General features: G+C 66.8%; 18 protein-coding genes. 11 read left to right on the top strand and 7 right to left on the bottom strand.

The annotated features are described in order from the left end of the window. Nucleotides 1–55 precede the first annotated feature (55 nt). Complete coding sequence (gene gloA, locus PNAP_RS14925) at nt 56–466, bottom strand: lactoylglutathione lyase (protein WP_011802357.1); 411 nt, start codon at nt 464–466, stop codon at nt 56–58. A 106-nt stretch (nt 467–572) separates the two neighbouring features. Here gloA and PNAP_RS14920 point away from each other — a divergent pair, with 106 nt between their 5' ends. Beyond that, complete coding sequence (locus PNAP_RS14920) at nt 573–1,577, top strand: sodium:calcium antiporter (protein WP_011802356.1); 1,005 nt, start codon at nt 573–575, stop codon at nt 1,575–1,577. 15 nt (nt 1,578–1,592) lie between these two features. On the opposite strand, the gene PNAP_RS14915 is transcribed toward PNAP_RS14920, so the two are convergent. After that, a complete protein-coding gene (locus tag PNAP_RS14915) occupies nt 1,593–2,852 on the bottom strand; it encodes a putative Na+/H+ antiporter (RefSeq protein WP_041376737.1) in 1,260 nt (419 codons plus the stop codon). Nucleotides 2,853–3,026: 174 nt separating this feature from the next. Between PNAP_RS14915 and PNAP_RS14910 the strand changes: the two genes are divergently transcribed. Together PNAP_RS14910 and PNAP_RS14905 are read left to right on the top strand one after the other, a co-directional pair. Continuing rightward, on the top strand, nt 3,027–4,715 hold the full coding sequence (locus PNAP_RS14910; protein ID WP_041376736.1) for an ExeA family protein: 1,689 nt from the start codon (nt 3,027–3,029) through the stop codon (nt 4,713–4,715). A gap of 12 nt (nt 4,716–4,727) precedes the next feature. Continuing rightward, nucleotides 4,728–5,441 carry a general secretion pathway protein GspB gene (locus PNAP_RS14905; RefSeq protein ID WP_011802353.1) on the top strand — a complete coding sequence of 238 codons (714 nt, stop codon included), beginning with the start codon at nt 4,728–4,730 and terminating at the stop codon, nt 5,439–5,441. A 31-nt stretch (nt 5,442–5,472) separates the two neighbouring features. On the opposite strand, the gene PNAP_RS14900 is transcribed toward PNAP_RS14905, so the two are convergent. Next, nucleotides 5,473–6,021, bottom strand: a complete 549-nt coding sequence (locus PNAP_RS14900; RefSeq protein ID WP_011802352.1) for a PaaI family thioesterase — start codon at nt 6,019–6,021, stop codon at nt 5,473–5,475. Nucleotides 6,022–6,071: 50 nt separating this feature from the next. Between PNAP_RS14900 and PNAP_RS14895 the strand changes: the two genes are divergently transcribed. The 3 genes from PNAP_RS14895 (at nt 6,072) to PNAP_RS14885 (ending at nt 8,360) form a co-directional block, all read left to right on the top strand. Further along, entirely contained in the window at nt 6,072–6,584 is a 513-nt protein-coding gene (locus PNAP_RS14895) for a MarR family winged helix-turn-helix transcriptional regulator (RefSeq protein WP_011802351.1), read from the top strand. Next, nucleotides 6,577–7,815 (top strand): MFS transporter, encoded by a 1,239-nt coding sequence (locus tag PNAP_RS14890; RefSeq protein WP_011802350.1) that lies wholly within the window; start codon nt 6,577–6,579, stop codon nt 7,813–7,815. The genes PNAP_RS14895 and PNAP_RS14890 overlap by 8 nt, the downstream gene beginning before the upstream one ends. Nucleotides 7,816–7,883: 68 nt before the next feature. Next, complete coding sequence (locus PNAP_RS14885; protein ID WP_011802349.1) at nt 7,884–8,360, top strand: MaoC family dehydratase; 477 nt, start codon at nt 7,884–7,886, stop codon at nt 8,358–8,360. A 131-nt stretch (nt 8,361–8,491) separates the two neighbouring features. Here the strand turns inward: PNAP_RS14885 and PNAP_RS14880 are convergent, their stop codons facing one another. Continuing rightward, nucleotides 8,492–9,043, bottom strand: coding sequence for a hypothetical protein (locus PNAP_RS14880; RefSeq protein ID WP_198140646.1), 552 nt, complete (start codon nt 9,041–9,043; stop codon nt 8,492–8,494). 142 nt (nt 9,044–9,185) lie between these two features. Here PNAP_RS14880 and PNAP_RS14875 point away from each other — a divergent pair, with 142 nt between their 5' ends. Then, nucleotides 9,186–9,911: an HAD family hydrolase gene (locus PNAP_RS14875; RefSeq protein WP_011802347.1), complete on the top strand. Its 726-nt coding sequence runs from the start codon at nt 9,186–9,188 to the stop codon at nt 9,909–9,911. A 22-nt stretch (nt 9,912–9,933) separates the two neighbouring features. Here the strand turns inward: PNAP_RS14875 and hemH are convergent, their stop codons facing one another. Continuing rightward, nucleotides 9,934–11,037, bottom strand: coding sequence for a ferrochelatase (gene hemH, locus PNAP_RS14870; RefSeq protein WP_011802346.1), 1,104 nt, complete (start codon nt 11,035–11,037; stop codon nt 9,934–9,936). 20 nt (nt 11,038–11,057) lie between these two features. On the opposite strand from hemH, the gene PNAP_RS14865 reads away from it, so the two are divergent. Continuing rightward, nucleotides 11,058–11,753 carry an HAD family hydrolase gene (locus tag PNAP_RS14865; protein WP_011802345.1) on the top strand — a complete coding sequence of 232 codons (696 nt, stop codon included), beginning with the start codon at nt 11,058–11,060 and terminating at the stop codon, nt 11,751–11,753. Between the two features lie 201 nt (nt 11,754–11,954). Here PNAP_RS14865 and PNAP_RS14860 read toward each other — a convergent pair whose 3' ends face one another. Then, a complete protein-coding gene (locus PNAP_RS14860; protein WP_011802344.1) occupies nt 11,955–13,043 on the bottom strand; it encodes a HAMP domain-containing sensor histidine kinase in 1,089 nt (362 codons plus the stop codon). A gap of 21 nt (nt 13,044–13,064) precedes the next feature. Continuing rightward, nucleotides 13,065–13,757: a response regulator transcription factor gene (locus PNAP_RS14855; protein ID WP_011802343.1), complete on the bottom strand. Its 693-nt coding sequence runs from the start codon at nt 13,755–13,757 to the stop codon at nt 13,065–13,067. A 282-nt stretch (nt 13,758–14,039) separates the two neighbouring features. On the opposite strand from PNAP_RS14855, the gene PNAP_RS14850 reads away from it, so the two are divergent. The 3 genes from PNAP_RS14850 to PNAP_RS14840 are packed head-to-tail and all read left to right on the top strand — an operon-like array spanning nt 14,040 to nt 19,938. Beyond that, the gene (locus tag PNAP_RS14850; RefSeq protein ID WP_011802342.1) at nt 14,040–15,605 is read left to right on the top strand and encodes an efflux transporter outer membrane subunit; all 1,566 of its coding nucleotides are present in this window, start codon (nt 14,040–14,042) and stop codon (nt 15,603–15,605) included. Then, a complete protein-coding gene (locus PNAP_RS14845; RefSeq protein WP_011802341.1) occupies nt 15,602–16,843 on the top strand; it encodes an efflux RND transporter periplasmic adaptor subunit in 1,242 nt (413 codons plus the stop codon). The genes PNAP_RS14850 and PNAP_RS14845 overlap by 4 nt, the downstream gene beginning before the upstream one ends. Further along, nucleotides 16,840–19,938: an efflux RND transporter permease subunit gene (locus tag PNAP_RS14840; protein WP_011802340.1), complete on the top strand. Its 3,099-nt coding sequence runs from the start codon at nt 16,840–16,842 to the stop codon at nt 19,936–19,938. The genes PNAP_RS14845 and PNAP_RS14840 overlap by 4 nt, the downstream gene beginning before the upstream one ends. The last annotated feature ends 43 nt before the right edge of the window (nt 19,939–19,981 follow it).

Raw genomic sequence — 19,981 nt, 5'->3', positions numbered from 1 at the left:
GATGTGCGCAGATAGCTATTGAAAATATAGCAAATCTGCGCCGCACCTTCAGGCCTTAGCGCAAACCCCCGCCGCTGGCGTATTCTGCGCGCTGGATCAACTCGATCTTGTAGCCGTCCGGGTCGGTCACGAACGCAATCACCGTGCTGCCGCCCTTGACCGGACCGGCTTCGCGCGTGACGTTGCCGCCAGCGGCCTTGATCTTGTCGCATGCGGCCTTCACGTCGGGCACGCCCAGCGCAATGTGGCCGTAGGCATTTCCCATGTCGTAGCTCTCGGTGCCCCAGTTGTAGGTCAGCTCGATTTCGGCCTGCGCCGGGTTGTTTTCATAACCGACGAAGGCCAGGGTGTACTTGTATTCCGGGTTTTCGGAGGTGCGCAGCAGTTTCATGCCGAGCACCTGGGTGTAAAAATCGATGGAGCGCTGGAGATTGCCAACGCGCAGCATGGTGTGTAAAAGTCGCATGGGCGGATTATGGCGCGGGGGAGGGGAGTTTGCAGGCGGGCACAGGCGGCCAGGGGCGGCCAGTCAAACGGCGATGCCAGAATGTCTGGAATAGACGGAGTCGCTCATGAATCCCTGCCTGTTGATCTGGATGCAGTTCGCCCTGTGCGTGGCCTTGATCGGGCTGGCCGGGGTACGCCTGATACGTTGCGGTGATGCCATTGCAGCGCTCACCGGACTGTCTCGCAGCTGGGTCGGGTTGATCCTGATTGCCACCGTCACCTCCCTGCCGGAACTGGTGACCGGCCTGAGTGCCGTGACCATCGCCGCATCACCTGACATGGCGGTCGGTGATGCCCTGGGCAGCACGGTGTTCAACCTGGCCATCCTGGCTTTTGTGGATGTGTTCTACCGAAAAAATGCGCTGTACTGCGCTGCCAGCCACGGGCACCTGCTGTCGGCAGGATTCGGCGTCATCTTGCTCGCCGCTGCCGCGCTGGTGCTGCTGCTGACCCACCAAGGCATCCTGCCCAGCATCGGTCACGTCAGCTGGGGCAGCGTGGTCATCCTGATGCTGTACGCCTTGGCCATGCGGGCCATGTACCTGGCTGAACAGCGCCATCCCGCTCCAATTGACGCCGAGCCGCCCGCCATGTCCTTGAAGGCCGCCTTGACCGGCTACGCCCTGGCGTCGATGGTGATCGTTGGCAGCGGCATCTGGCTTCCCCTGATCGGGGTGGAGCTGGCCCGGCTGATGGGCTGGTCGAACTCGTTTGTGGGCACCTTGTTCGTGGCTTTCGCCACCTCTGTGCCCGAGCTGGCCACCACTTGGGGGGCCGTGCGCATCGAGGCCATCGACATGGCGATTGCCAATCTGCTGGGCAGCAATCTGTTCGACGTGCTGATTCTGGCCATTGATGACCTGGCCTACCGGCCGGGCAGCCTGTACGCGCAGGTGTCACCCATCCATGCCGTGTCTGCCTTGAGCGCCTGCCTGATGACCGGCGCCGTTGTGGTCGCTCTGGCCTATCGGCTCGTGTCGCGGGTATTGCGCATTGGCAGCTGGGCCAGCATCGCCTTGCTGGCCCTGTACCTGCTCAATGCCGTGCTCCAGTTCCTTCACGGCAAGTAGGGCATTTCTTGCGCATCAGAGGATGCGAAAAGCCAGCACCGCCACCAGCGTGGGCGGCAATGCCGCAATCAGCAGGCCCAGAGGGTGAATGGCATTGTGCTCAAAGCTGCCCCGCAGTATGGAGACACCGGCGGGATTGGGGGCATTGGCAATCACTGTCAGGCCGCCTCCGGTGACGGCACCGGCCACCAGCGCCACCTTGAACTCTTGGCTCAGCCCTTCAACCAGCGATCCGAGGTAGGTCAGCGCCGCGTTGTCGGTGATGGCGGTCAGGGCCGTGGCGCCAAAGAATACGGCATTGGCATCCATTCCCATCAGCACCGGCTCCAGCCACCATTGCTGCAATCCACCCAGTACCACCAGGCCTGCCAGGAAGAAAGCGACCAGCAAGGCTTCACGCAGGATCAAGGGGTTCTGGTACCGCTGATAGGCCGTGGTGAACCCCATGAAAAACAGGAACACGCCCATGAACACGGCGGGGTGATGGGAAAACACCACCACGATGGCCAGAAACGCCAGATGCACCCACACCACCGAGACCGGAACAGGATCCTGTTCGTCGGGTGCATTCTTCCCCATGTGGCCGATCTGGTTGCGCAACAGCAGCATGGCCGAAGCGGCGTTCAGCACCACGGCAACGGCAGCCTTCCAGCCAAAGTTGGAAATCATGAACCAGGTGTCCCAGTTCCATTTGGCGGCCACCATCAGCACGGGCGGTGCGGCAAAGGGTGTCAGCGTGCCGCCGATGGAGATGTTCACGAACAGCACCCCGATGGTCACGTACTTGAGCCTGGACGAGACCGGCTGCGAAAACAGCGTGTCGCGCAACATCAAGGCGGCCAGCGTCATGGCAGCCGGTTCGGTGATGAACGAACCCAGCATGGGAACAAAGGCCAGCACCAGGAAGTACATGGCCATGCCCCTGGGCAGCGGCATATAGCGGGCAATGAAACGCACCGATGCAGCGGCAACCTGCAGGATGGGCCGGGTGCCCGCGATCACCATGATGGCGAACACAAACATGGGTTCCGTGAAGTTGCGCGAGTCCAGATAGGCGGTGGCCTCTTGCTTGCCGCTGATCGAGAACATGAACAGCATCAGCACCATGGCCCAGAAGCCGAACACCACCTCCACTTCGCCCAACAGGTGCCAGATGCCGGCGTGTCGCGGCTGGGCGTGTGCCAGGTGTTCAAAGAACTTGGTCGAGAAGGTGTGCAGCACGGCCAGCCCGAAGAGGGTGGCGCCGATGATTTGAATGAGTGTGGGTGCGGTCATGGTCGTGGTTAGTCCGCGAGGCGGCCCGACCATCGCATGAACCTGCCGCACCGCTGCATGCGATGACGACACCCATTCCTAGTTTAGCTGACCATGCGGCTTCATCAGTTGACGGACCCAAGGGGGATAGGCGTCGTATTTCAGTCGAGCCCGCGCCCGCTATGCTTGCACCCCATGTACTCGCACCATTTCGGCCTGACGCAAGATCCGTTTTCCATCGCGCCCGACCCGCGCTACCTGTTCATGAGCGAGCGCCACCGGGAGGCGCTGGCGCACCTGCTCTACGGCGTGGCCGGCCCGCACGGCGCGGCCAGCGGCACGGGCGGGGGCTTTGTGCTGCTCACGGGCGACATCGGCACCGGCAAGACCACCATCTGCCGCTGCTTCATGGAGCAGATTCCCGCCGGCTGCCATGTCGCCTATATCTTCAACCCCAAGCTCACGGTCACCGAACTGCTGCAGTCGATCTGCGAGGAGTTCCACATTGCGGTGGCGGCGGCCTCCAGCCCGCCCACGCTCAAGAACTACATCGACGCGCTGAATGCCTTTTTGCTGCAAAGCCACGCCGCCGGGCAAAGCAGCGTGCTGATCATCGACGAGGCGCAGAACCTCAGCGCCGATGTGCTGGAGCAGTTGCGCCTCTTGACCAACCTGGAAACCAGCGAGCGCAAGCTGCTGCAGATCGTGCTGATCGGCCAGCCCGAGTTGCGCGCGATGCTGGCCCGCCCCGAACTGGAGCAACTGGCCCAGCGCGTGATCGCGCGCTTTCACCTCGACGCGCTGACCGAGGCCGAGAGCGCGCAGTACATCCGGCACCGCCTGGACGTGGCCGGGCTCGCCGGCCCGCTGCCGTTTGACCGCGCCTCGCTCAAGCGCATCCACCGCCTCGCGCGCGGGGTGCCGCGCCGCATCAACCTGCTGTGCGGGCGCGCGCTGCTCGGGGCGTGGGCCAATGGCCTGCACCGCGTTGACCGCAAGATGGTGGACAAGGCGGCGGCCGAGGTGTTCGGACTTGATGCCGGGCCGGCGCCGAACGCCGGCGCACGGCCCGCAGCCTACGCGCTGGGCGGCTTCGCGCTGCTGGCCGGGGCCGCGCTGGCGGGCTTCCTGGTCCTGAACCCTGCGCAAAAGGCAGCGCGGCCGGCTCAACCGACGGCGTCAGCGTTGCCGGCCTCGCCAGCAGCCCCCCAGGCGAAGGCTTCGTCGCCCATCCGGGCCGAGCCGCCCGCCCCGAGTCCGGCCGAAGAGATCGAAGCCCTGCTGCCGCAACTGCCGGCCGACATCAATGCGGCCTGGCGCGAACTGGCGCCCACCTGGAAACTGTCCCTGGCGGGCGGCGACCCCTGCCAGGCCGCCAGCGCGCAGCAACTGCTGTGCTACCGCACCGACAGCCTGACCATGCCGCTGCTGCGCCAGCTCGGCCGCCCCGGCATCCTGACGCTGCGGGCGGGCAATGGCCAGCCGGTGCATGCCGTCCTCGTCGGCCTGAGCGAGCAGAGCGCCACGCTGCTGGTGGCGGGCAGCCGGCACACCGTCAGGCTGGTCTCGCTGGGCCGGCTGTGGCGCGGCGATTTTGCGACTTACTGGCGTCCGCCGCCGGGCTACACCGCAGGCCTGCAGGGCGCCAGCACCGGCCCGGTGATCCAGCGTCTCGCCAGCCAGCTGGCCCTGCTCGACGGAGCGCCTGCGCCGCTCGCTTCCACTGCCCCGCCTGTTCTGGACGCGGCCCTGAGGGCGCGCGTGCGGGCCTTTCAGCGCGCCCAGGGGCTGGAGGCTGACGGGCAGCCCGGCCCCATGACCTTCATGCAGATCGACCGCGCCACCCATGCGGATGAGCCGCGCCTGCAAACCAACCCGCGATAAGCCGATAAGCCCATGTCCTACATCCTCGATGCCCTCAAACGCGCCGATGCCGAACGCGAGCGCGGCGCCGTTCCCGGCCTGCAGTCGCGCCATGCGACGATCCCGGCCGCGCAGGCCGACCCCCGGGCGCGAAACCGCGTCTGGCTGGCCGCCGCAGCGGTGCTGGCGCTGGGCGCCATTGCCGCAGGCCTGTGGTTCTGGCAAACGCCTGCTGGCGGCGTGCGTCTGGCTGCGGTGGAGCCCGCCGTGACCAGCCCCCCCGTGCCCGCGCCGCTGGCACAGCCAGTCCCGACGCCAGCGCCACTACCCTCCATTCCCGCATCGCCGCCTGCAGTGGCGCCACGGGCAGCCGCCTCTTCGCCGCCCGCCGTGGCCCGCGCCGCGCCCAAACCCGTGCCAAAGCCGGCGCCGCCAGCGCCTGCCGCTGCCGTGCAAGCGCCGCCCAAACCCAAGCCCGATCCGGTCGCCAAGGCAGCCGCCACCCAAGCCACCCCGGCCCCCGTCCCGCTGCTCGGCGATCTGCCCGAAGGCCTGCGTCGCGACATTCCCGCGCTGGCCATCACCGGCTCGGTTTACTCGGCCAACCCGGCGCAGCGGCTGCTGCTGGTGAACAACCAGGTGCTGGGCCAGGGCAGCCAGGCCGCGCCCGGCGTGAACCTGGAGGAAATCCACGCGAAGAGTTCGGTGTTCAGTTTCCGGGGAACACGGTTTCGGGTGGCGCATTAAGCCTTTGTGAAGGCTGGCCGTCCTTGCCCGTTTAAGCGCGCGCCGGCAACTCGAACACCAGGCAGGTCGTCGTTGCATGCGCATACAGCTTGCCGTCCGGCCCGACGATGCGGCCCTCGGCCGTGGCCAGTTGCCTGCCGCAATGGATGACCGTGCCGATGGCGCGCAGCGGCCCGGTGGCATGCGTCGCCGCCCGCACGATGTTGACGCTCAGCTCGGCCGTGGTGTAGCCGCGTCCGGCCGGCATCAATGTGTGCACGGCGCAGCCTACGGCTGAATCGAGCAGCGTCGCGTACCAGCCGCCATGCACCGTGCCCAGCGGGTTGTAGTGCTTGAGCTGCGGCGTTCCCTGGAAAACCGCCTTGCCGGGCTCGACCGTTATCAACGAAAAATCCAGCGTTTCGGCGATGTGCGGGTAGGGCAGGGCACCGGCCAGCATCGCCTGCATGATTTCCAGGCCGGTCTTGCCCGCCACGCTCTCGGGGCGCGCCAAGCCCGGCTTGCCGCCGCCGGCCAGCATGCCGGCGCGCACGGCAGCGCTTTCTTCGATCCAGTGGGTCAATGTCGCTTGTGAGGTCATGATGAAGATTTTAAGTTGTAGCTACAATAATTGTAGCTACAATCAAAACCATGTCCACACACCCTGTCATTTCCACCATGCCAGCCGACCTCGACCTGAAGGCCGAACTCAAAACGCTGGGCTGCACCAACTTCAAGCTGCGGCAGTTGATGCGCCAGGTGGCGCAGCACTACGACCTTGAAATGGCCAGCGCCGGGCTCAAGACCACGCAGTATTCGCTACTGAGCTACGTGCTCAAGCTCGGCCCGTTGCGGCCGGGCGAGCTGGCCAAAAGCATGAAGATGAGCGCCTCCACCCTGACGCGCAACCTCAAGCCGCTGGTGGATGCCGGCTGGCTGGAACTGACCGCCGGCAGCGACGCGCGCAGCCGGACCGTGGCCATCACGCCGGCCGGACGCGCCAAGCGCGAAGAAGCGCTGGGCCGCTGGAAAGTGGCGCAGGAAAGCCTGAACCAGCGGCTGGGCGCCGGCCGCGTGATTGCCCTGCACGGCCTGATCAACGAATCCCTCGAACTTTTATCGCCTGTCAATCCTGAACCTGAACCTGGAGCCGATGATGAATGAATCCGCAACTCCCAAAAATAACCTCGCCACCTGGCTGGTCCTGCTGGCGGCCGGCGGCGCCTTTGCCCTGACCATGGGCGTGCGCCAGACCATGGGCCTGTTCCTGTCGGCGCTCAACACCTCGACCGCGCTGGGCGTGGGCAGCATCAGCCTGGCCTTTGCCTTCGGCCAGCTCTGGTGGGGGCTGACGCAGCCTTTTGCCGGCGCGGTGGCCGACCGCATCGGCACCGGGCGCGTGATCAGCATCGGCTTGCTGCTGGTGGCCGTGGGCACCTTCATCACGCCGCTGATGACGACCACGGCGGGGCTGATTTTCGCGATTGGCGTGCTGGCGGCGGGCGGCGCCGGCATGGCCGGGCCTTCGGTGCTGATGGCCGCCAGCACCCGCCTGGTGGCGCCTGAAAAGCGCGGCCTGGCCACCGGCATCGTCAATGCCGGCGGCTCGTTCGGGCAGTTCGCCATGGCGCCGATTGCCATCGGCTTGACCGCTTCGCTCGGCTGGGCCAGCGCGATGCAGTGGCTGGGCGTGCTGGTGCTGCTGGCGCTGCCCGCCGTGTGGGTGCTCAGGGGCAACTCCAATGCGCTGAATGCGCAGGCTGCCGCCGCTTCCGGCGTCAAGCCGCTCAGCGCGCGCCAGGCCATCGGCCAGGCGCTGGCCACGCCGAGCTACCGCTACCTGAGCCTGGGCTTTCTGGTGTGCGGATTCCATGTGGCATTTCTGGCGACGCACCTGCCGGGCGTGGTGGCTGCCTGTGGCTTGCCGCCGGCCATCGGCGGCTGGGCGCTGGCGATGATCGGCCTCTTTAACATTGTCGGCAGCCTGGCCATGGGCTGGGCGGTCGGCCGCTGGCGCATGAAGTCGCTGCTGGCGCTGCTTTACGCCACGCGCGGCCTGGCGGTGCTGGTGTTTCTGCTGGCGCCCAAGACGCCCGCCGTGATGCTGGTGTTCGCCGCTGTCATGGGCGTGACCTTTTTATCGACCGTGCCGCCCACGGTGGGGCTGGTGGCCAAGATGTTCGGCACGGCCAACATGGCGATGCTGTTCGGCGTCGTCATGCTGGCGCACCAGGTCGGCGGCTTTTTGGGCGCTTACCTGGGCGGCTATGTGTTTCAGGCCACCGGCAGCTACGACTGGGTCTGGTACATCGACATCGTGCTGGCCGCCGGCGCCGCGCTGGTCAACCTGCCGATTCGCGAGGCGCGCCGACCGGCTGCCGCCAGCGCGGCTTGAAGACGGCGAATGCTTGAGCGCTGTTTGAAACTGAGTTAAAAACCCATCTGAACCGAAAGAACGCCACCATGGACACCATCAGCTCTGCCTCCAACGCCTTCACCGTCCTCTACCTCGACGACCTGCAGGCCGGCGAACGCTTCACGAGTGCCGGGCATCTGCTTGACGAGGACCAAATCAGGGCCTTTGCCCTGCAGTTCGACCCGCAGCCTTTCCACCTGGACCACGAGGCGGCCAAGGGCACGCTGTTTGGCGGCCTGGCCGCCAGCGGCTGGCACACGGCGGCCATCACCATGCGCCTGCTGGTGGGCGGCGGCCTGCCGCTGGCGGGCGGGATTATCGGCGCCGGCGGCGAGATCAGCTGGCCCAAGCCGACCCGGCCCGGCGATGTGCTGCGGGTCGAGACCGAAGTGGTCAGCGTCACGCCCTCGCGTTCGCGGCCGGACCGGGGCATGGTGGTGGTGCGCAGCGAAACGCGCAACCAGCATGGCGATGTGCTGCAGCATTCGGTTTACAAGCTGGTGGTGCCGCGCAGGCCGCGATGAAACGCCTGACCGGCGGCCGTGGAGCGGTCAGTTCATCATTTTTGTAAACAAAAAGGCCATTTGCGCAATACCAGTGGGCGAATAATGCTATTAAAAAAATAGCAAAACAGGTTTTTCAGGCCAGGCCCATCTTAAATATTGCCGGCCCTCACATGGCGAACGATGCGGGGTTCGGGCTCCTCGGGTTCCTGGTCTTCTGGCTCTTCTTCATCCGCGTACTGGTCGCGAAGGGCCAGCGCGCCGGCTGCCAGGCCCACGGCGAGCGCGGCATGAACCGCCACCAGGGCTGCGGTCGAGAGGCGGTGCTCGTAGCCGGGCGTGAAGCGGTGCGGCGTGAGCTTGAAGTCGGCCAGATAGGCCGTTGCGCTGGTGGCTGCGGCGCCGAGCAGCACGCCGGGCGTGGTGCGCGAAGCCGGTTTCTGGCTGGCCAGGGCCGCGTACACCGTGGCCCAGAAGATGGCCGCGCTGTGGTGCGTCAGATAGCCCACGGCCGTATGGCCCAGGTCCGCGTCCTGCCGGTCGAATGCCTCATCGCCCCAGTACCAATGGCTGACCGCATTGAGCGGCGCTGCCGCGCTGCCTGCCTCGCGGCGACCCGTGAGCGCCAGCACCGCCGTGGAAAAGGCGCTGGCCAGACTGCCGGCAAGTAGCCCTTGGGTAAGAACCAGTTTCCATTTTTTCACGGCCAGTCTCCTTTTATAAATAAATTCACTTTGCTCCAACCAGAGCCAAGTCCCTGTAGGCGCGGGCCGAACGAAAAGATAAGGCGGCGCCCTGTAGAGGTTGCCGGCGAAGGGCGGCCCGCATAATCCGCTGCATTGCGGAATGGCCTGCAACGAAATGGAAGGATATGCATTGAGCCCCTTGCTCGACTGGAAAGAGATCGACCTCGTCGTGTTCGACGTGGACGGAACGCTGTACGACCAGCGGCGCCTGCGCCTGGCCATGCTGCGCTGCCTGCTGGCGGCCACATGGCAGACACGCAGCCTGGACACGCTGCGGACCTTGCGCACCTTTCGCCACGTCCGGGAAGCGCTCGGCGACCATCCGGAGGCCGATTTCATGCGCCTGCAATATGCCCGGACGGCGGCACGGCACCACAAGACCGAGGGCGAGGTGCGCGCCCTGACCGACGAATGGATGGAGCGCAAGCCCTTGCCGTTTCTGGCCGGCTGCCGCTACCCGCACCTGGACACGCTGTTTGCCGGCTTGCGCGGCGCAGGCAAGCAAGTCGCGGTGTTTTCCGACTATCCGGCCACGGACAAGCTGGCGGCCCTCGGGCTGCGGGCCGCGCCTGTCGTCTGCGCCACCGATGCCGGCGTGGCCCGACTCAAGCCCGACCCTTGCGGCCTGCTGTCCATCCTGCGCCAGACGGGTGTGCCGGCGCAGCGCGCGCTGATGATCGGCGACCGGTTTGACCGTGACGCCGTCGCCGCCAGCCGGGCCGGCATGCGCGCCCTGATTCGCGCCGGCAAGCCGCATCCGTTGTTCGACACCTTTCGCGCCTACGACGACCCGGTGTTCCAGCCCATGCAGAGCCGGCCTGCTTGACGCGGTCGCCGCCGGGCAAAAACTATTGCTTTGCGCCCAGCGCCAGCGCCCTGGCGCGCGAGTCGCCCAAGGCTTGCGGCTCGGCCGGCGCGGCCGTCGGCCAGCCGCCCATGTGCCGGAGGCCGAGTTCGCTCAAGGCCGCCAGCCACTGCGGGCTGTCGTTCAGGCATTCGATGTAGCTGAACGCCTTGCCGCCCGCCTCCAAAAAGGCATGGCGCGCTTCCATGTTGATTTCTTCCAGCGTCTCCAGGCAGTCGCCGGTGAAGCCGGGGCAGACCACATCGACGCTTTTGACGCCCGAGCGCGCCATCTGGACGAGTGTCGGCTCGGTGTAGGGCTCCAGCCATTTGGCCTTGCCAAAGCGCGACTGGAAGGTGACTTTGTAGCGGTCTTTCGGCAGTGCCAGCTTGTCGGCCAGCAGCCGCGCCGTTTTCTGGCACTCGCAGTGGTAGGGGTCGCCCAGGTGCAGGGTGCGCTCGGGCACGCCATGAAAGCTCATCACCAGTTGCTCGGCCTGGCCGCTTTGCTGCCAGTGCCGGCGGATCTTGTCGGCCAGCGCGGCGATGTAGCCGGGGTCGTCGTGGTAATGGTTGATGAAGCGGAATTCGGGAATCCGGCGGATTTTCGCGGCCCAGGTGTAGACCGCGTCAAACACGCTGGCCGTGGTGGTGCCGCTGTACTGCGGATAGGCCGGCAAGATCAGCACGCGCGTCACGCCGTCCGCCTTGAGCTGGTCGAGCTGCGAGGCAATCGACGGGTTGCCGTAGCGCATGGCGTAGCGCACTTCGACCGCATGCCCGCGCTTGCCGAGGTAGCCGCGCAGCATGAGCGCCTGCTTTTCGGTCCAGACCTTGAGCGGCGAGCCTTCGGGCAGCCAGACGCTGGCGTACTTGGCGGCCGATTTCTTCGGCCGGGTGCGCAAGATGATGCCGTGCAAAATCAGCCACCAGATGGCGCGCGGAATCTCGACCACGCGCGCATCGCTCAAAAATTCGCCCAGGTAGCGGCGCAGCGCCGGGGCCGTGGGCTCGTCAGGCGTGCCCAGGTTGCAGAGCAGGATGGCGGTGGTCGCAAGCGCTTTGGGCGGTGCGCCGTGGGTGAAGGTGGGCTCGGGTGCAAATGACATGCGGTATTCTCGCCCAAGCCATGCTTGACCTTACCCTTATCAAAGCCATCACCCTCGATCTGGACGATACCCTCTGGCCGGTCTGGCCGGCCATCGAGCGGGCCGAGCAGGCGCTGCTTGACTGGCTGGCCCGGCATGCCCCACGGACGGCGGCATTGCAGGCCCAGCCGGCGGCGCGCCACGAGATTCGCGAGCATGTCAACGGCCTGCACCCGGAGCTCAAGCACAACCTGAGCGCCTTGCGCACCAAGGCGATCCGGCTGGCCCTGAGCCGCAGCGGAGAAGACCCGGATCTGGCCGAACCGGCGTTCGACATCTTTTTTGCCGCGCGCAACCAGGTCACGCTGTTCGGCGACGTGCCGCAGTCGCTGGAATTTCTGGCGGGCCGCTTTCCGCTGGTGGCGCTGTCCAACGGCAACGCCGACATCGAGCGCATCGGCATCGGACCCTATTTCAAGGCCAGCCTCAGCGCCCAGCAGTTCGGCGTCGGCAAGCCCGACCCGCGCATTTTCCGGGCGGCGGCCACGGCGGCCGGGGTGCAGCCGCATGAAGTGCTGCATGTCGGCGACGACGCCGCGCTCGATGTGCTGGCGGCGCTCGATTGCGGCATGCAGGCGGTCTGGGTCAACCGCGCCGGCTTGCCGTGGCCGCATGATGCGCTGCCGCATCAGGCCGTGGCCACGCTGGCTGAACTTTGCGGCGTGCTGGCTACCTGATGGCGCTGGCCCGCGCAATGGATTGATGCCTGTCCTGCTTGCGGGCCAGAGCGAAATCACCCCTGGCTTTCAATCACCGTGCCCAAGGCGCCCGGCGGTTTCTTGCTACTTAATTAATAGCTGCTTGCGCAGGCTGTACCAGCGCTAGAGGCCTGTTTTATGCTTAAATCCGATGCGCTCTAGCTTGACCGGCTTCAGGCTTCAGTTCGACGGAATCAGAATCGTCACGCACAGCCCGCCGCCGCTGCCCGGAAAAGCCCGTATCGTGCCGCCGTGCGCGGCGATGGCGCGCCGCGCGATGGCCAGCCCCAGGCCGGTGCCCGGCACCGGCCTGGCTGGCGTCAACGGCTTGGGCGCCATGTCTCCAAGCCGCTGGAAGGGCTCGAAGATGCGTTCGCAAAACTCCGCCGCCACGCCCGGCCCCTGGTCCTGCACCGTGACCTGCAGCATGCGTCTGGCCGGGCTCGCCGCGCTGGCGCCCTGGGTGTTTTCGAGAATGCACGCGCTGATCTGGACCGGGCTGCCGGGCGCCGTGTACTTGACGGCATTGCGGATCACGTTTTCAAAAGCGCGGTAGATCAGCTCGCCATCGACCTCGGCCACGAACTCGTCGCTCGCCGAGAACACCACCGAGCAGCCGCGCATGGCGGCTTCGAAAGAGGCGTCGTGCGAAATCGCCGTGAGCAACTCGATCACATCGGTGCGGCCGCGCTGGGAGATGGGCGTGCCGGCTTCCAGCCGGTGAAAGGTGAGCAGTTCCTCGATCAGCACGTCCATGCGCTGCGTCTCGCATTCGATGCGCTCGACCATGGGCCCTGTCTGCGCCGGGTTCTGGTGCATCAGGCCGATGGCTGCCTGCATGCGCGCCAGGGGCGAGCGCAACTCGTGCGAGACATCGTGAAACAGCTGCTGGCGCTGCTGGGTCAGCTGCTGCAGGCGTGCGGCCATGCTGTCGAATTCGCCCGCCAGGTCCACGATTTCATCGCGCCGCGCGCCCATCAGGGGCACGATGCGGGTGTCGAACTGGGCCTCGGCGACCCGGCGCAGCGCCCAGCGCAGGTGCCGCAGCGGCAGTGACAAATACCAGGCCAGGCCCATGCTGACCAAGCCGTTGGCCACCGAGGCAGACAGCACGGGCAGCCAGGGAAAGCCGGGCCTTGGATGGTCTGGAAAATGCTCGCCGCTCAGCATGATGTAGAGCGCGCCGCACACAAACGTCAGCATCGTCGCCAGCCAGATGGCCAGAAAAAGCTTCCAGAACAGGCGGCTTGTGGGGAATCTGATGGTCATGGTCGGTGATGGGCTGGCCGGTCAGTCGCTCAACAGCTGGTAGCCCATGCCGCGCACGCCCAGAATCCAGGGCTGCCCGTCGGGCCGCTGCCCGAGCTTTTGCCGGATGCTGCTGATGTGGACATCGATGCGCCGCTCGAACGGCGCCAGCGGCCGGCCAAACACATGCTTGGACAGGTCCTGCTTGCTGACCAGCCTGCCGGCCTGCCGCACCAGCACTTCGAGCAGGCTGAACTCGGTGCCCGTCAACTCCAGCGGCGCGCCATGCCAGGCCGCCTGCCTGCGGCCGGGCCAGAGTTCGAGCCCGCCGGCCTTGAGGTGGTTGGCGGCGGGCTGGCTGTCATCGACGAAAGGGCGCACGCGGCGCATGATGGCGCGCAGCCGGGCCACCAGCTCGCCCGGCGTGCAGGGCTTGGGCACATAGTCGTCAGCGCCCATTTCCAGGCCCACGATGCGGTCGATGTTGTCGCCCCGCGCCGTCAGCATGATCACCGGAATCTGGCTGCCGGCGCGAATCCGCCGCAGCGCCTCCATGCCCGACAGGCGCGGCATCATCACGTCGAGCACGACGATTTCAAAGCGGCCGCTCAGCGCCTGGGCGACACCGGTTTCACTGTCATTCGTGGCCTGCACCGCAAACCCTTCAAGGCTGAGGTATTGCACCAGCATCAAGGTCAGTTCGTTGTCGTCGTCAACCAGCAACACAGAGGTCATGGCTGCACCCGCATTTCATGTTGAGGGCGCTGCATCAGGCTGATGCGCCCGGCGCTTGCGTTGTTGCCGCAGGCGGTTGGTTGTTTCGTGAGTTTCATGGCTTTTCAAACGGGTCCGCCCGGTAGTTCAGACCGTGAGTATGACGCCGGCGTGAAGCCGCGCACCCGCAAACAGGCCGCCGCTATGGCGCTTTTACCCAACTTGACGCATGCGTACCCTGCGCTACAGAGGACTGCATAGCATTGACTCCACAGGTGCCACAGAGGCATTCCAGGAGAAAACGTGCCAGCAGGAATCGAGAAAAAGGCTTTGCAAAGCCGCCATGCCGGGAATTTCCCCAGCCTGTTCACCGGCCTGATCGCCAGCCTGCTGATGGCTGGCTGCATGACCCAGCCGGCCTACCGCACGCCCGAAGTGCGCATGCCCGCCGCCTGGCATGCGCCCCAGCCGCATGCCGGCAGCCGCCAGCAGCTGGCCGACTGGTGGGCGCGCTTTGACGACCCGGTACTGAGCCGGCTGATTCACACTGCCGAAGAGGGCAGCCCTTCGCTGGCGCAGGCGGCGGCGCGCATTGCCGGCGCGCGCGCCACGCTGGCTTCCAGCCAGGCCGGCGCCCTTCCTTCGGTGAGCGGCAGTGCGGCCCTCAGCCGGGCACGCCAGGCGCAGGGCAGCGGGCAAGGCCAGGGGCAGCCGGGCAGCAGCACCCTCACCAGCCGCAGCGCCGGGCTGGATGCCTCATGGGAAATCGACCTGTTCGGCAAGCTGCGCAAGGGCAGCGAAGCCGCCGAGGCCCGGCTCGAAGCGCGGGTGGCCGACTGGCACGATGCACGGGTGTCGCTGGCAGCCGAGGTTGCCGATAACTATGTGCAGTTCCTGGGCTGCCGGATGCTGGCCGAGGCCTACCAGGCAGAAGCCGCCTCCCAGGCCAGCACCTTGCGCATCACCCAGACCGCCATCACCGCCGGCCTCACCGCAAGAGCCGACGGCGACTTGGCGGCGGCCAGCGCTGCGAATGCGAATGTCACCGCCATCGCCCAGGGCATCGAGTGCGGCGTCCTGCTCAAGGCACTGGTGGCCCTGACGGGCGAGAGCGAGCCCGCGCTGGGGCTTGTGCTGGATACGCAGCCGCCGGCCCTGCGCGACCCCGAGGGCATCAGCGTGGCCAGCGTGCCGGGCAATTTGCTGCGCCAGCGCCCCGACCTGGCGGCCAGCGAGCGGGCGCTGGCCGCTGCCTATGCGGACATCGGACAGGCCGACGCCGACCGCTATCCCAGCCTGTCGCTGGGCGGCTCGATCTCGCTGTCCGCTTCCAGCCTGGCCTCATCGGCTACCAGCTGGTCCTTTGGCCCGTCCCTGTCGGTGCCCGTGTTCGACGGCGGCAAGCGAAAGGCGGCCGTGGCATCGGCCGAGGCCAGCTACCAGGAAGCGCTGGCCAGCTACCAGAACGCGGTGCGCAGCGCCGTGAAGGAGGTCGAGCAGGCCTTGCTCAGGCTGGACGGCGCGGCGCGGCGCTACCAGGATGCGGAGCGCGCCGCCCAGGGTTATAGACGCTACTTCGAGGCGGTTGAAAAAAACTGGCGGGCCGGCAATGTCAGCCTGCTCGACCTGGAAGAGGCGCGCCGCTCGGCCATCACGGCCGAAAGCACGCTCAGCACGCTCAAGCGCGACCGGCTGCGCTACTGGATTGCCCTGTACAAGGCGCTGGGCGGCGGCTGGTCAACCCAGGCGCAAAGCGCTGCGCCGGCTTCTGCCCCAGGTGCCAAGCCGCCGGCAAGCGGACACAACATCGGCCCGCTCAGCGACACGCTGGCCAGCGCGGCTTCATCAAACCAAGGATTTGCGCCATGACTGTTTTTCGTTTCAAGGGCGGCCTGACCCGCACGACCGTCGCCCAGCTCGCTTTTGGCGCCACGGTCTGCCTGGCCGTCGTGGCATGGCTGGTGCAGTCCATGCTGCCGGCGGCTGCGGCTGAATCAGCCGAGGACGCCGTGGCGGCGCCCAGCGCCGCGCTCACGGTGCAGCTGGCCACCCCCAGCACCCAGGACTGGCCCCAGATCGTGCAGGCCAGCGGCCCGCTGGCGCCCTGGCAGGAAGCGGTGGTCGGCACTGAGACTGGCAGCCTGCGCATCACCGAACTGCTGGTGGACGTGGGCAGCACGGTCAAGCGCGGGCAGCTGATGGCGCGCTTGGCCGATGAGACGGTGCAGGCTGACCTGAGCAAGCAAAATGCCGCGCTCGACCAGGCTAGGTTGAACCTGTCGCAGGCGCAGGCCAACCTGCAGCGCACCAGGGCCGTGGCCGAAAGCGGCGCCCTGTCGGGCCAGAAGATGGACGAATACATCATTGACGAGGCCCTCAAGCGGGTGGCGCTGGCGTCCAGCGAGGCGGACCAGAAAAGCACCCGCATCCGCCTGGCGCAGACCCGCATCGTGGCGGTCGATGACGGCGTGGTGTCGGCGCGCTCGGCGGTGCTGGGCAACGTGGTGCCCGCCGGCACCGAGCTGTTTCGCCTGGTGCGCCAGGGGCGCATCGAATGGCGCGCCGAACTCGATGCGCAGCAGCTGGCGCGGGTGCGGCAGGGGCAGGCTGCCCGCCTGACGCTGCCGGGCGGCGTTGCCGCCAGCGGCACGGTGCGGCTGGTGGCGCCCACCCTGAGCACCAGCACCGGGCGGGCAACGGTCTATGTCAGCCTGGCGCCGGGCAGTGGCGCGCAGGCCGGCATGTTCGCCAGCGGCACGATTGAGCTGGCCCAGGCGCCGGCCCTGACACTGCCGCAGTCGGCCGTGGTGCTGCGCGATGGCCGCAGCGATGTCTATCAGCTGAACCCGGACGGCGTCACGGTGACCCGCCGCACGGTCGTGACCGGACGCCGCCAGGGCGACCGGGTGGAAGTGGTGTCGGGCCTGGAGGCCAGCGCCCGCGTGGTGGCCAGCGGCGGCGCTTTCCTGTCGGAAGGCTCGCGGGTCCAGGTTGAAGGCGGCAAGGCCAAGGCCCAGGCGCCTGTCAGCATCCAAAAAAGGACCACCAGGAACCTGCTGACCGGCCTGCGCCTGAACCCAGCCGGCACCGAGCGGGGCCAGGCATGAACTTTTCATCATGGTCCATCCGCAACCCGGTTCCTGCCATCTTGCTGTTCGTGCTGCTGACGGTGTTCGGCCTGATCGGCTTTCAAAAGCTGCAGATCCAGGACTTCCCCGACATGGATTTGCCCACGATCACGGTGTCCGCCTCGCTGGAGGGCGCCGCGCCCAGCCAGCTTGAAACCGAGGTGGCCCGCAAGATCGAGGACAAGCTGGCGTCCCTGACGATGCTTGACCACATCACCACCACCATCACCGATGGCGCGGTCAACATCAGCGTGTCGTTCGAGCTTGAAAAAAACGCTGAAGCCGCACTGAGCGAGGTGCGCAACGCGGTGGACAGCGCGCGCGCCGACCTGCCTTCGGGCATGGCGTCGCCGACGGTGTCCAAGAGCACGTCGGCCGGTTCGTCGCTGCTGACCTTTTCGGCCACCTCAGGCAAGCTCGACGAGCAGGATCTGTCCTGGTTCGTGGACAACGAGCTGAACAAGGCCCTGCTGTCGGTCAAGGGCGTGGCCTCAAGCAAACGCATGGGCGGCATTGACCGCGAGGTGCATATCGACCTGGACCCGGCCCTGATGGCCGGGCTGGGCATCAGCCCGTCGGTGGTCTCGACCCAGCTGAAGGCGGCGCAAAAAGACGGCTCGGGCGGGCAGGGCGATATCGCCGGCCAGCGCCAGTCGGCCCGCACGCTGGCGGCGGTCGAGTCGGTCGAGTCGCTGTCCGCCATGAGCATCGCCCTGGGCGACGGGCGCTATGTGCGCCTGGACCAGATCGCCCGCATCAGCGACACCCATGCCGAGCGCAGTTCGCTGGCGTTCGTCGATGGCAAGCCGGCCGTCGGCGTGCAGGTGACCCGCTCCAAGGGCTATTCGGATGTCACGGTGTCGCGTGAGGTGCGCGCCGCCGTCAAGGCGTTCGGCCTGGCCCATCCCGAAGTCGTGCTGGCCGAGATCAGCACCACCGTCACGCCGATAGAGGACAACTACAGCGGCTCGATGGAGCTGCTGCTCGAAGGCGCGCTGCTGGCGGTGCTGGTGGTGTGGTGGTTCCTGCGCGACTGGCGCTCGACGCTGGTGGCGGCGGCGGCGCTGCCGCTGTCGATCATCCCGACCTTCGGCTTCATGTACCTGGCCGGCTTCAGCCTGAACACCGTCACGCTGCTGTCGCTGTCGCTGGTGGTCGGCATCCTGGTCGATGACGCGATTGTCGAGATCGAGAACATTGCGCGGCACCTGCGCATGGGCAAGACGCCCTACCAGGCGGCGATGGAGGCGGCCGACGAGATCGGCCTGGCGGTGATTGCCACCACCTTCACCCTGGTGGCGGTGTTTTTGCCGACCGCCTTCATGTCAGGCGTCGTGGGCCTGATCTTTCGCCAGTTCGGCGTGACCGCGTCGGTGGCGGTGCTGGCTTCGCTGCTGGTGGCCCGGCTGCTGACGCCGATGATGGCGGCCTACCTGCTCAAGGGCAAATCGGTCCAGGAGCAGGAAGCAAAAGACGGCGCGCTGATGACGCGCTACCTCGGCTGTGTGGGCAAATGCCTGGTCTGGCGCAAATCGGCCATGCTGGCGGCGCTGGTGTTTTTCCTGGCGGCGCTGGCCATGATTCCTTTCTTGAAGACCGGATTTTTCCCGGCGCAGGACAACAGCCAGACCCAGGTCACGCTGACCATGCCGCCGGGCGGCACGCTGGAGGACAGCAGCCGCATGAGCGCGCGCGCGGTGCAGCTGCTGCAGGGCGTGCCCGAGATCAAGCGGATCTATAGCGCGGTGGGCAGCAGTTCCAGCAGCAGCGGGTTGACGACCAGCACCAGCAGCGATGCCCTGACTTCCACGCTGACCTTGGACCTGGTGGCGCGCGGCGACCGGAGCGACAAGCAATCGGCTGTCGAAGTCCGCATCCGCGAGGCGCTGCGCAGCCTGCCCGGCGTGCGGGTGGCGGTGGGAAGCGGCGGCAATGGCGAAAAGCTCGAACTCACGCTGGCCAGCGAAGACCCGGCGGCGCTGGCGCTGGCCGCCGGCTCGCTGGAGACGCAGCTCAGGACGCTCAAGGGCATCGGCAATGTCAGCTCCAGCGCGGCCCTGCAGCGCCCCGAGGTGCAGATCAGGACCGACCCGGCCCGCGCCGCCGCGCTCGGCGTGACGGCACAGGCGGTGGCCGACGCGGTGCGGATCGGCACCTACGGCGACTATTCCACCGCCTTGCCCAAGCTCAACCTGGCGCAGCGGCAGATCGCGCTGCGGGTGCGCATCGACCCGTCGCAGCGCGATAACCTGCAGACCATCGGCCAGCTGCGCGTGGCCGGCAGCAGCGGCAGCGTGGCGGTGGCCTCGGTCGGCGAGCTGTCGCTGGGCAGCGGGCCGGCGCAGATCGACCGGCTCGACCGCCAGCGCAATGTCACCTTGTCGGTGGAACTGGCCGGACGCGCCCTGGGCGACGTGGCGGCCGAAGCGGCCAGGCTGCCCGCCCTGCAGCAGCTGCCGTCAGGCGTGAAGCGCGTCGAGCAGGGCGAGTTGCAGCGCCAGAGCGAACTCTTCGACAGCTTTGGCCTGGCCATGGCGATTGGCATCTTCTGCATCTACGCGGTGCTGGTGCTGCTGTTCCATGACTTTTTGCAGCCCGCCACGATTTTGTGCGCCTTGCCGCTGTCGCTGGGCGGCGCGCTGTTTGCGCTGTGGGTGTCGAATCAGAGCTTTTCCATGCCCGCCATCATCGGCCTCTTGATGCTGATGGGCGTGGTCACCAAGAACTCCATCCTGCTGGTCGAGTACGCCATCATGGCCAGGCGCGAGCAGGGCATGAGCCGGTTTGACGCGCTGATGGACGCCTGCCACAAGCGCGCCCAGCCCATTTTGATGACGACCATCGCCATGGCCTTCGGCATGCTGCCCAACGCGCTGGGCATGGGCGCCGAGCCGAGCTTTCGCCAGCCGATGGCGATTGTCGTGATTGGCGGCCTGCTGGCGTCCACCGCGCTGTGCCTGCTGGTGATCCCGGTTGTCTTCACCTATGTCGATGACGCCGAGCAGGGGCTACGCAGGCGTTTTAGCAAGGGTGGCAAGCCGGCTTCAGGCTCAATGCCCGTGGCCGCCGTGTAGCGCTTTCCTTCGTTTCCCTTCCCTTTGTTTCCTGATTCTCAAC

The organism is Polaromonas naphthalenivorans CJ2 (assembly GCF_000015505.1).
Taxonomy (GTDB): Bacteria; Pseudomonadota; Gammaproteobacteria; order Burkholderiales; family Burkholderiaceae_C; genus Polaromonas; species Polaromonas naphthalenivorans.
The sequence above is the reverse complement of the archived record's forward strand: the minus strand, read 5'-3'. Positions and strand labels throughout refer to the sequence as shown.

Coding starts and splice junctions, on each gene's coding strand:
- gloA (WP_011802357.1), bottom strand. CDS start 466: ATGCGACTTTTACACACCATGCTGCGCGTTGGCAATCTCCAGCGCTCC.
- PNAP_RS14920 (WP_011802356.1), top strand. CDS start 573: ATGAATCCCTGCCTGTTGATCTGGATGCAGTTCGCCCTGTGCGTGGCC.
- PNAP_RS14915 (WP_041376737.1), bottom strand. CDS start 2,852: ATGACCGCACCCACACTCATTCAAATCATCGGCGCCACCCTCTTCGGG.
- PNAP_RS14910 (WP_041376736.1), top strand. CDS start 3,027: ATGTACTCGCACCATTTCGGCCTGACGCAAGATCCGTTTTCCATCGCG.
- PNAP_RS14905 (WP_011802353.1), top strand. CDS start 4,728: ATGTCCTACATCCTCGATGCCCTCAAACGCGCCGATGCCGAACGCGAG.
- PNAP_RS14900 (WP_011802352.1), bottom strand. CDS start 6,021: ATGACCTCACAAGCGACATTGACCCACTGGATCGAAGAAAGCGCTGCC.
- PNAP_RS14895 (WP_011802351.1), top strand. CDS start 6,072: ATGTCCACACACCCTGTCATTTCCACCATGCCAGCCGACCTCGACCTG.
- PNAP_RS14890 (WP_011802350.1), top strand. CDS start 6,577: ATGAATGAATCCGCAACTCCCAAAAATAACCTCGCCACCTGGCTGGTC.
- PNAP_RS14885 (WP_011802349.1), top strand. CDS start 7,884: ATGGACACCATCAGCTCTGCCTCCAACGCCTTCACCGTCCTCTACCTC.
- PNAP_RS14875 (WP_011802347.1), top strand. CDS start 9,186: ATGGCCTGCAACGAAATGGAAGGATATGCATTGAGCCCCTTGCTCGAC.
- hemH (WP_011802346.1), bottom strand. CDS start 11,037: ATGTCATTTGCACCCGAGCCCACCTTCACCCACGGCGCACCGCCCAAA.
- PNAP_RS14865 (WP_011802345.1), top strand. CDS start 11,058: ATGCTTGACCTTACCCTTATCAAAGCCATCACCCTCGATCTGGACGAT.
- PNAP_RS14860 (WP_011802344.1), bottom strand. CDS start 13,043: ATGACCATCAGATTCCCCACAAGCCGCCTGTTCTGGAAGCTTTTTCTG.
- PNAP_RS14855 (WP_011802343.1), bottom strand. CDS start 13,757: ATGACCTCTGTGTTGCTGGTTGACGACGACAACGAACTGACCTTGATG.
- PNAP_RS14845 (WP_011802341.1), top strand. CDS start 15,602: ATGACTGTTTTTCGTTTCAAGGGCGGCCTGACCCGCACGACCGTCGCC.
- PNAP_RS14840 (WP_011802340.1), top strand. CDS start 16,840: ATGAACTTTTCATCATGGTCCATCCGCAACCCGGTTCCTGCCATCTTG.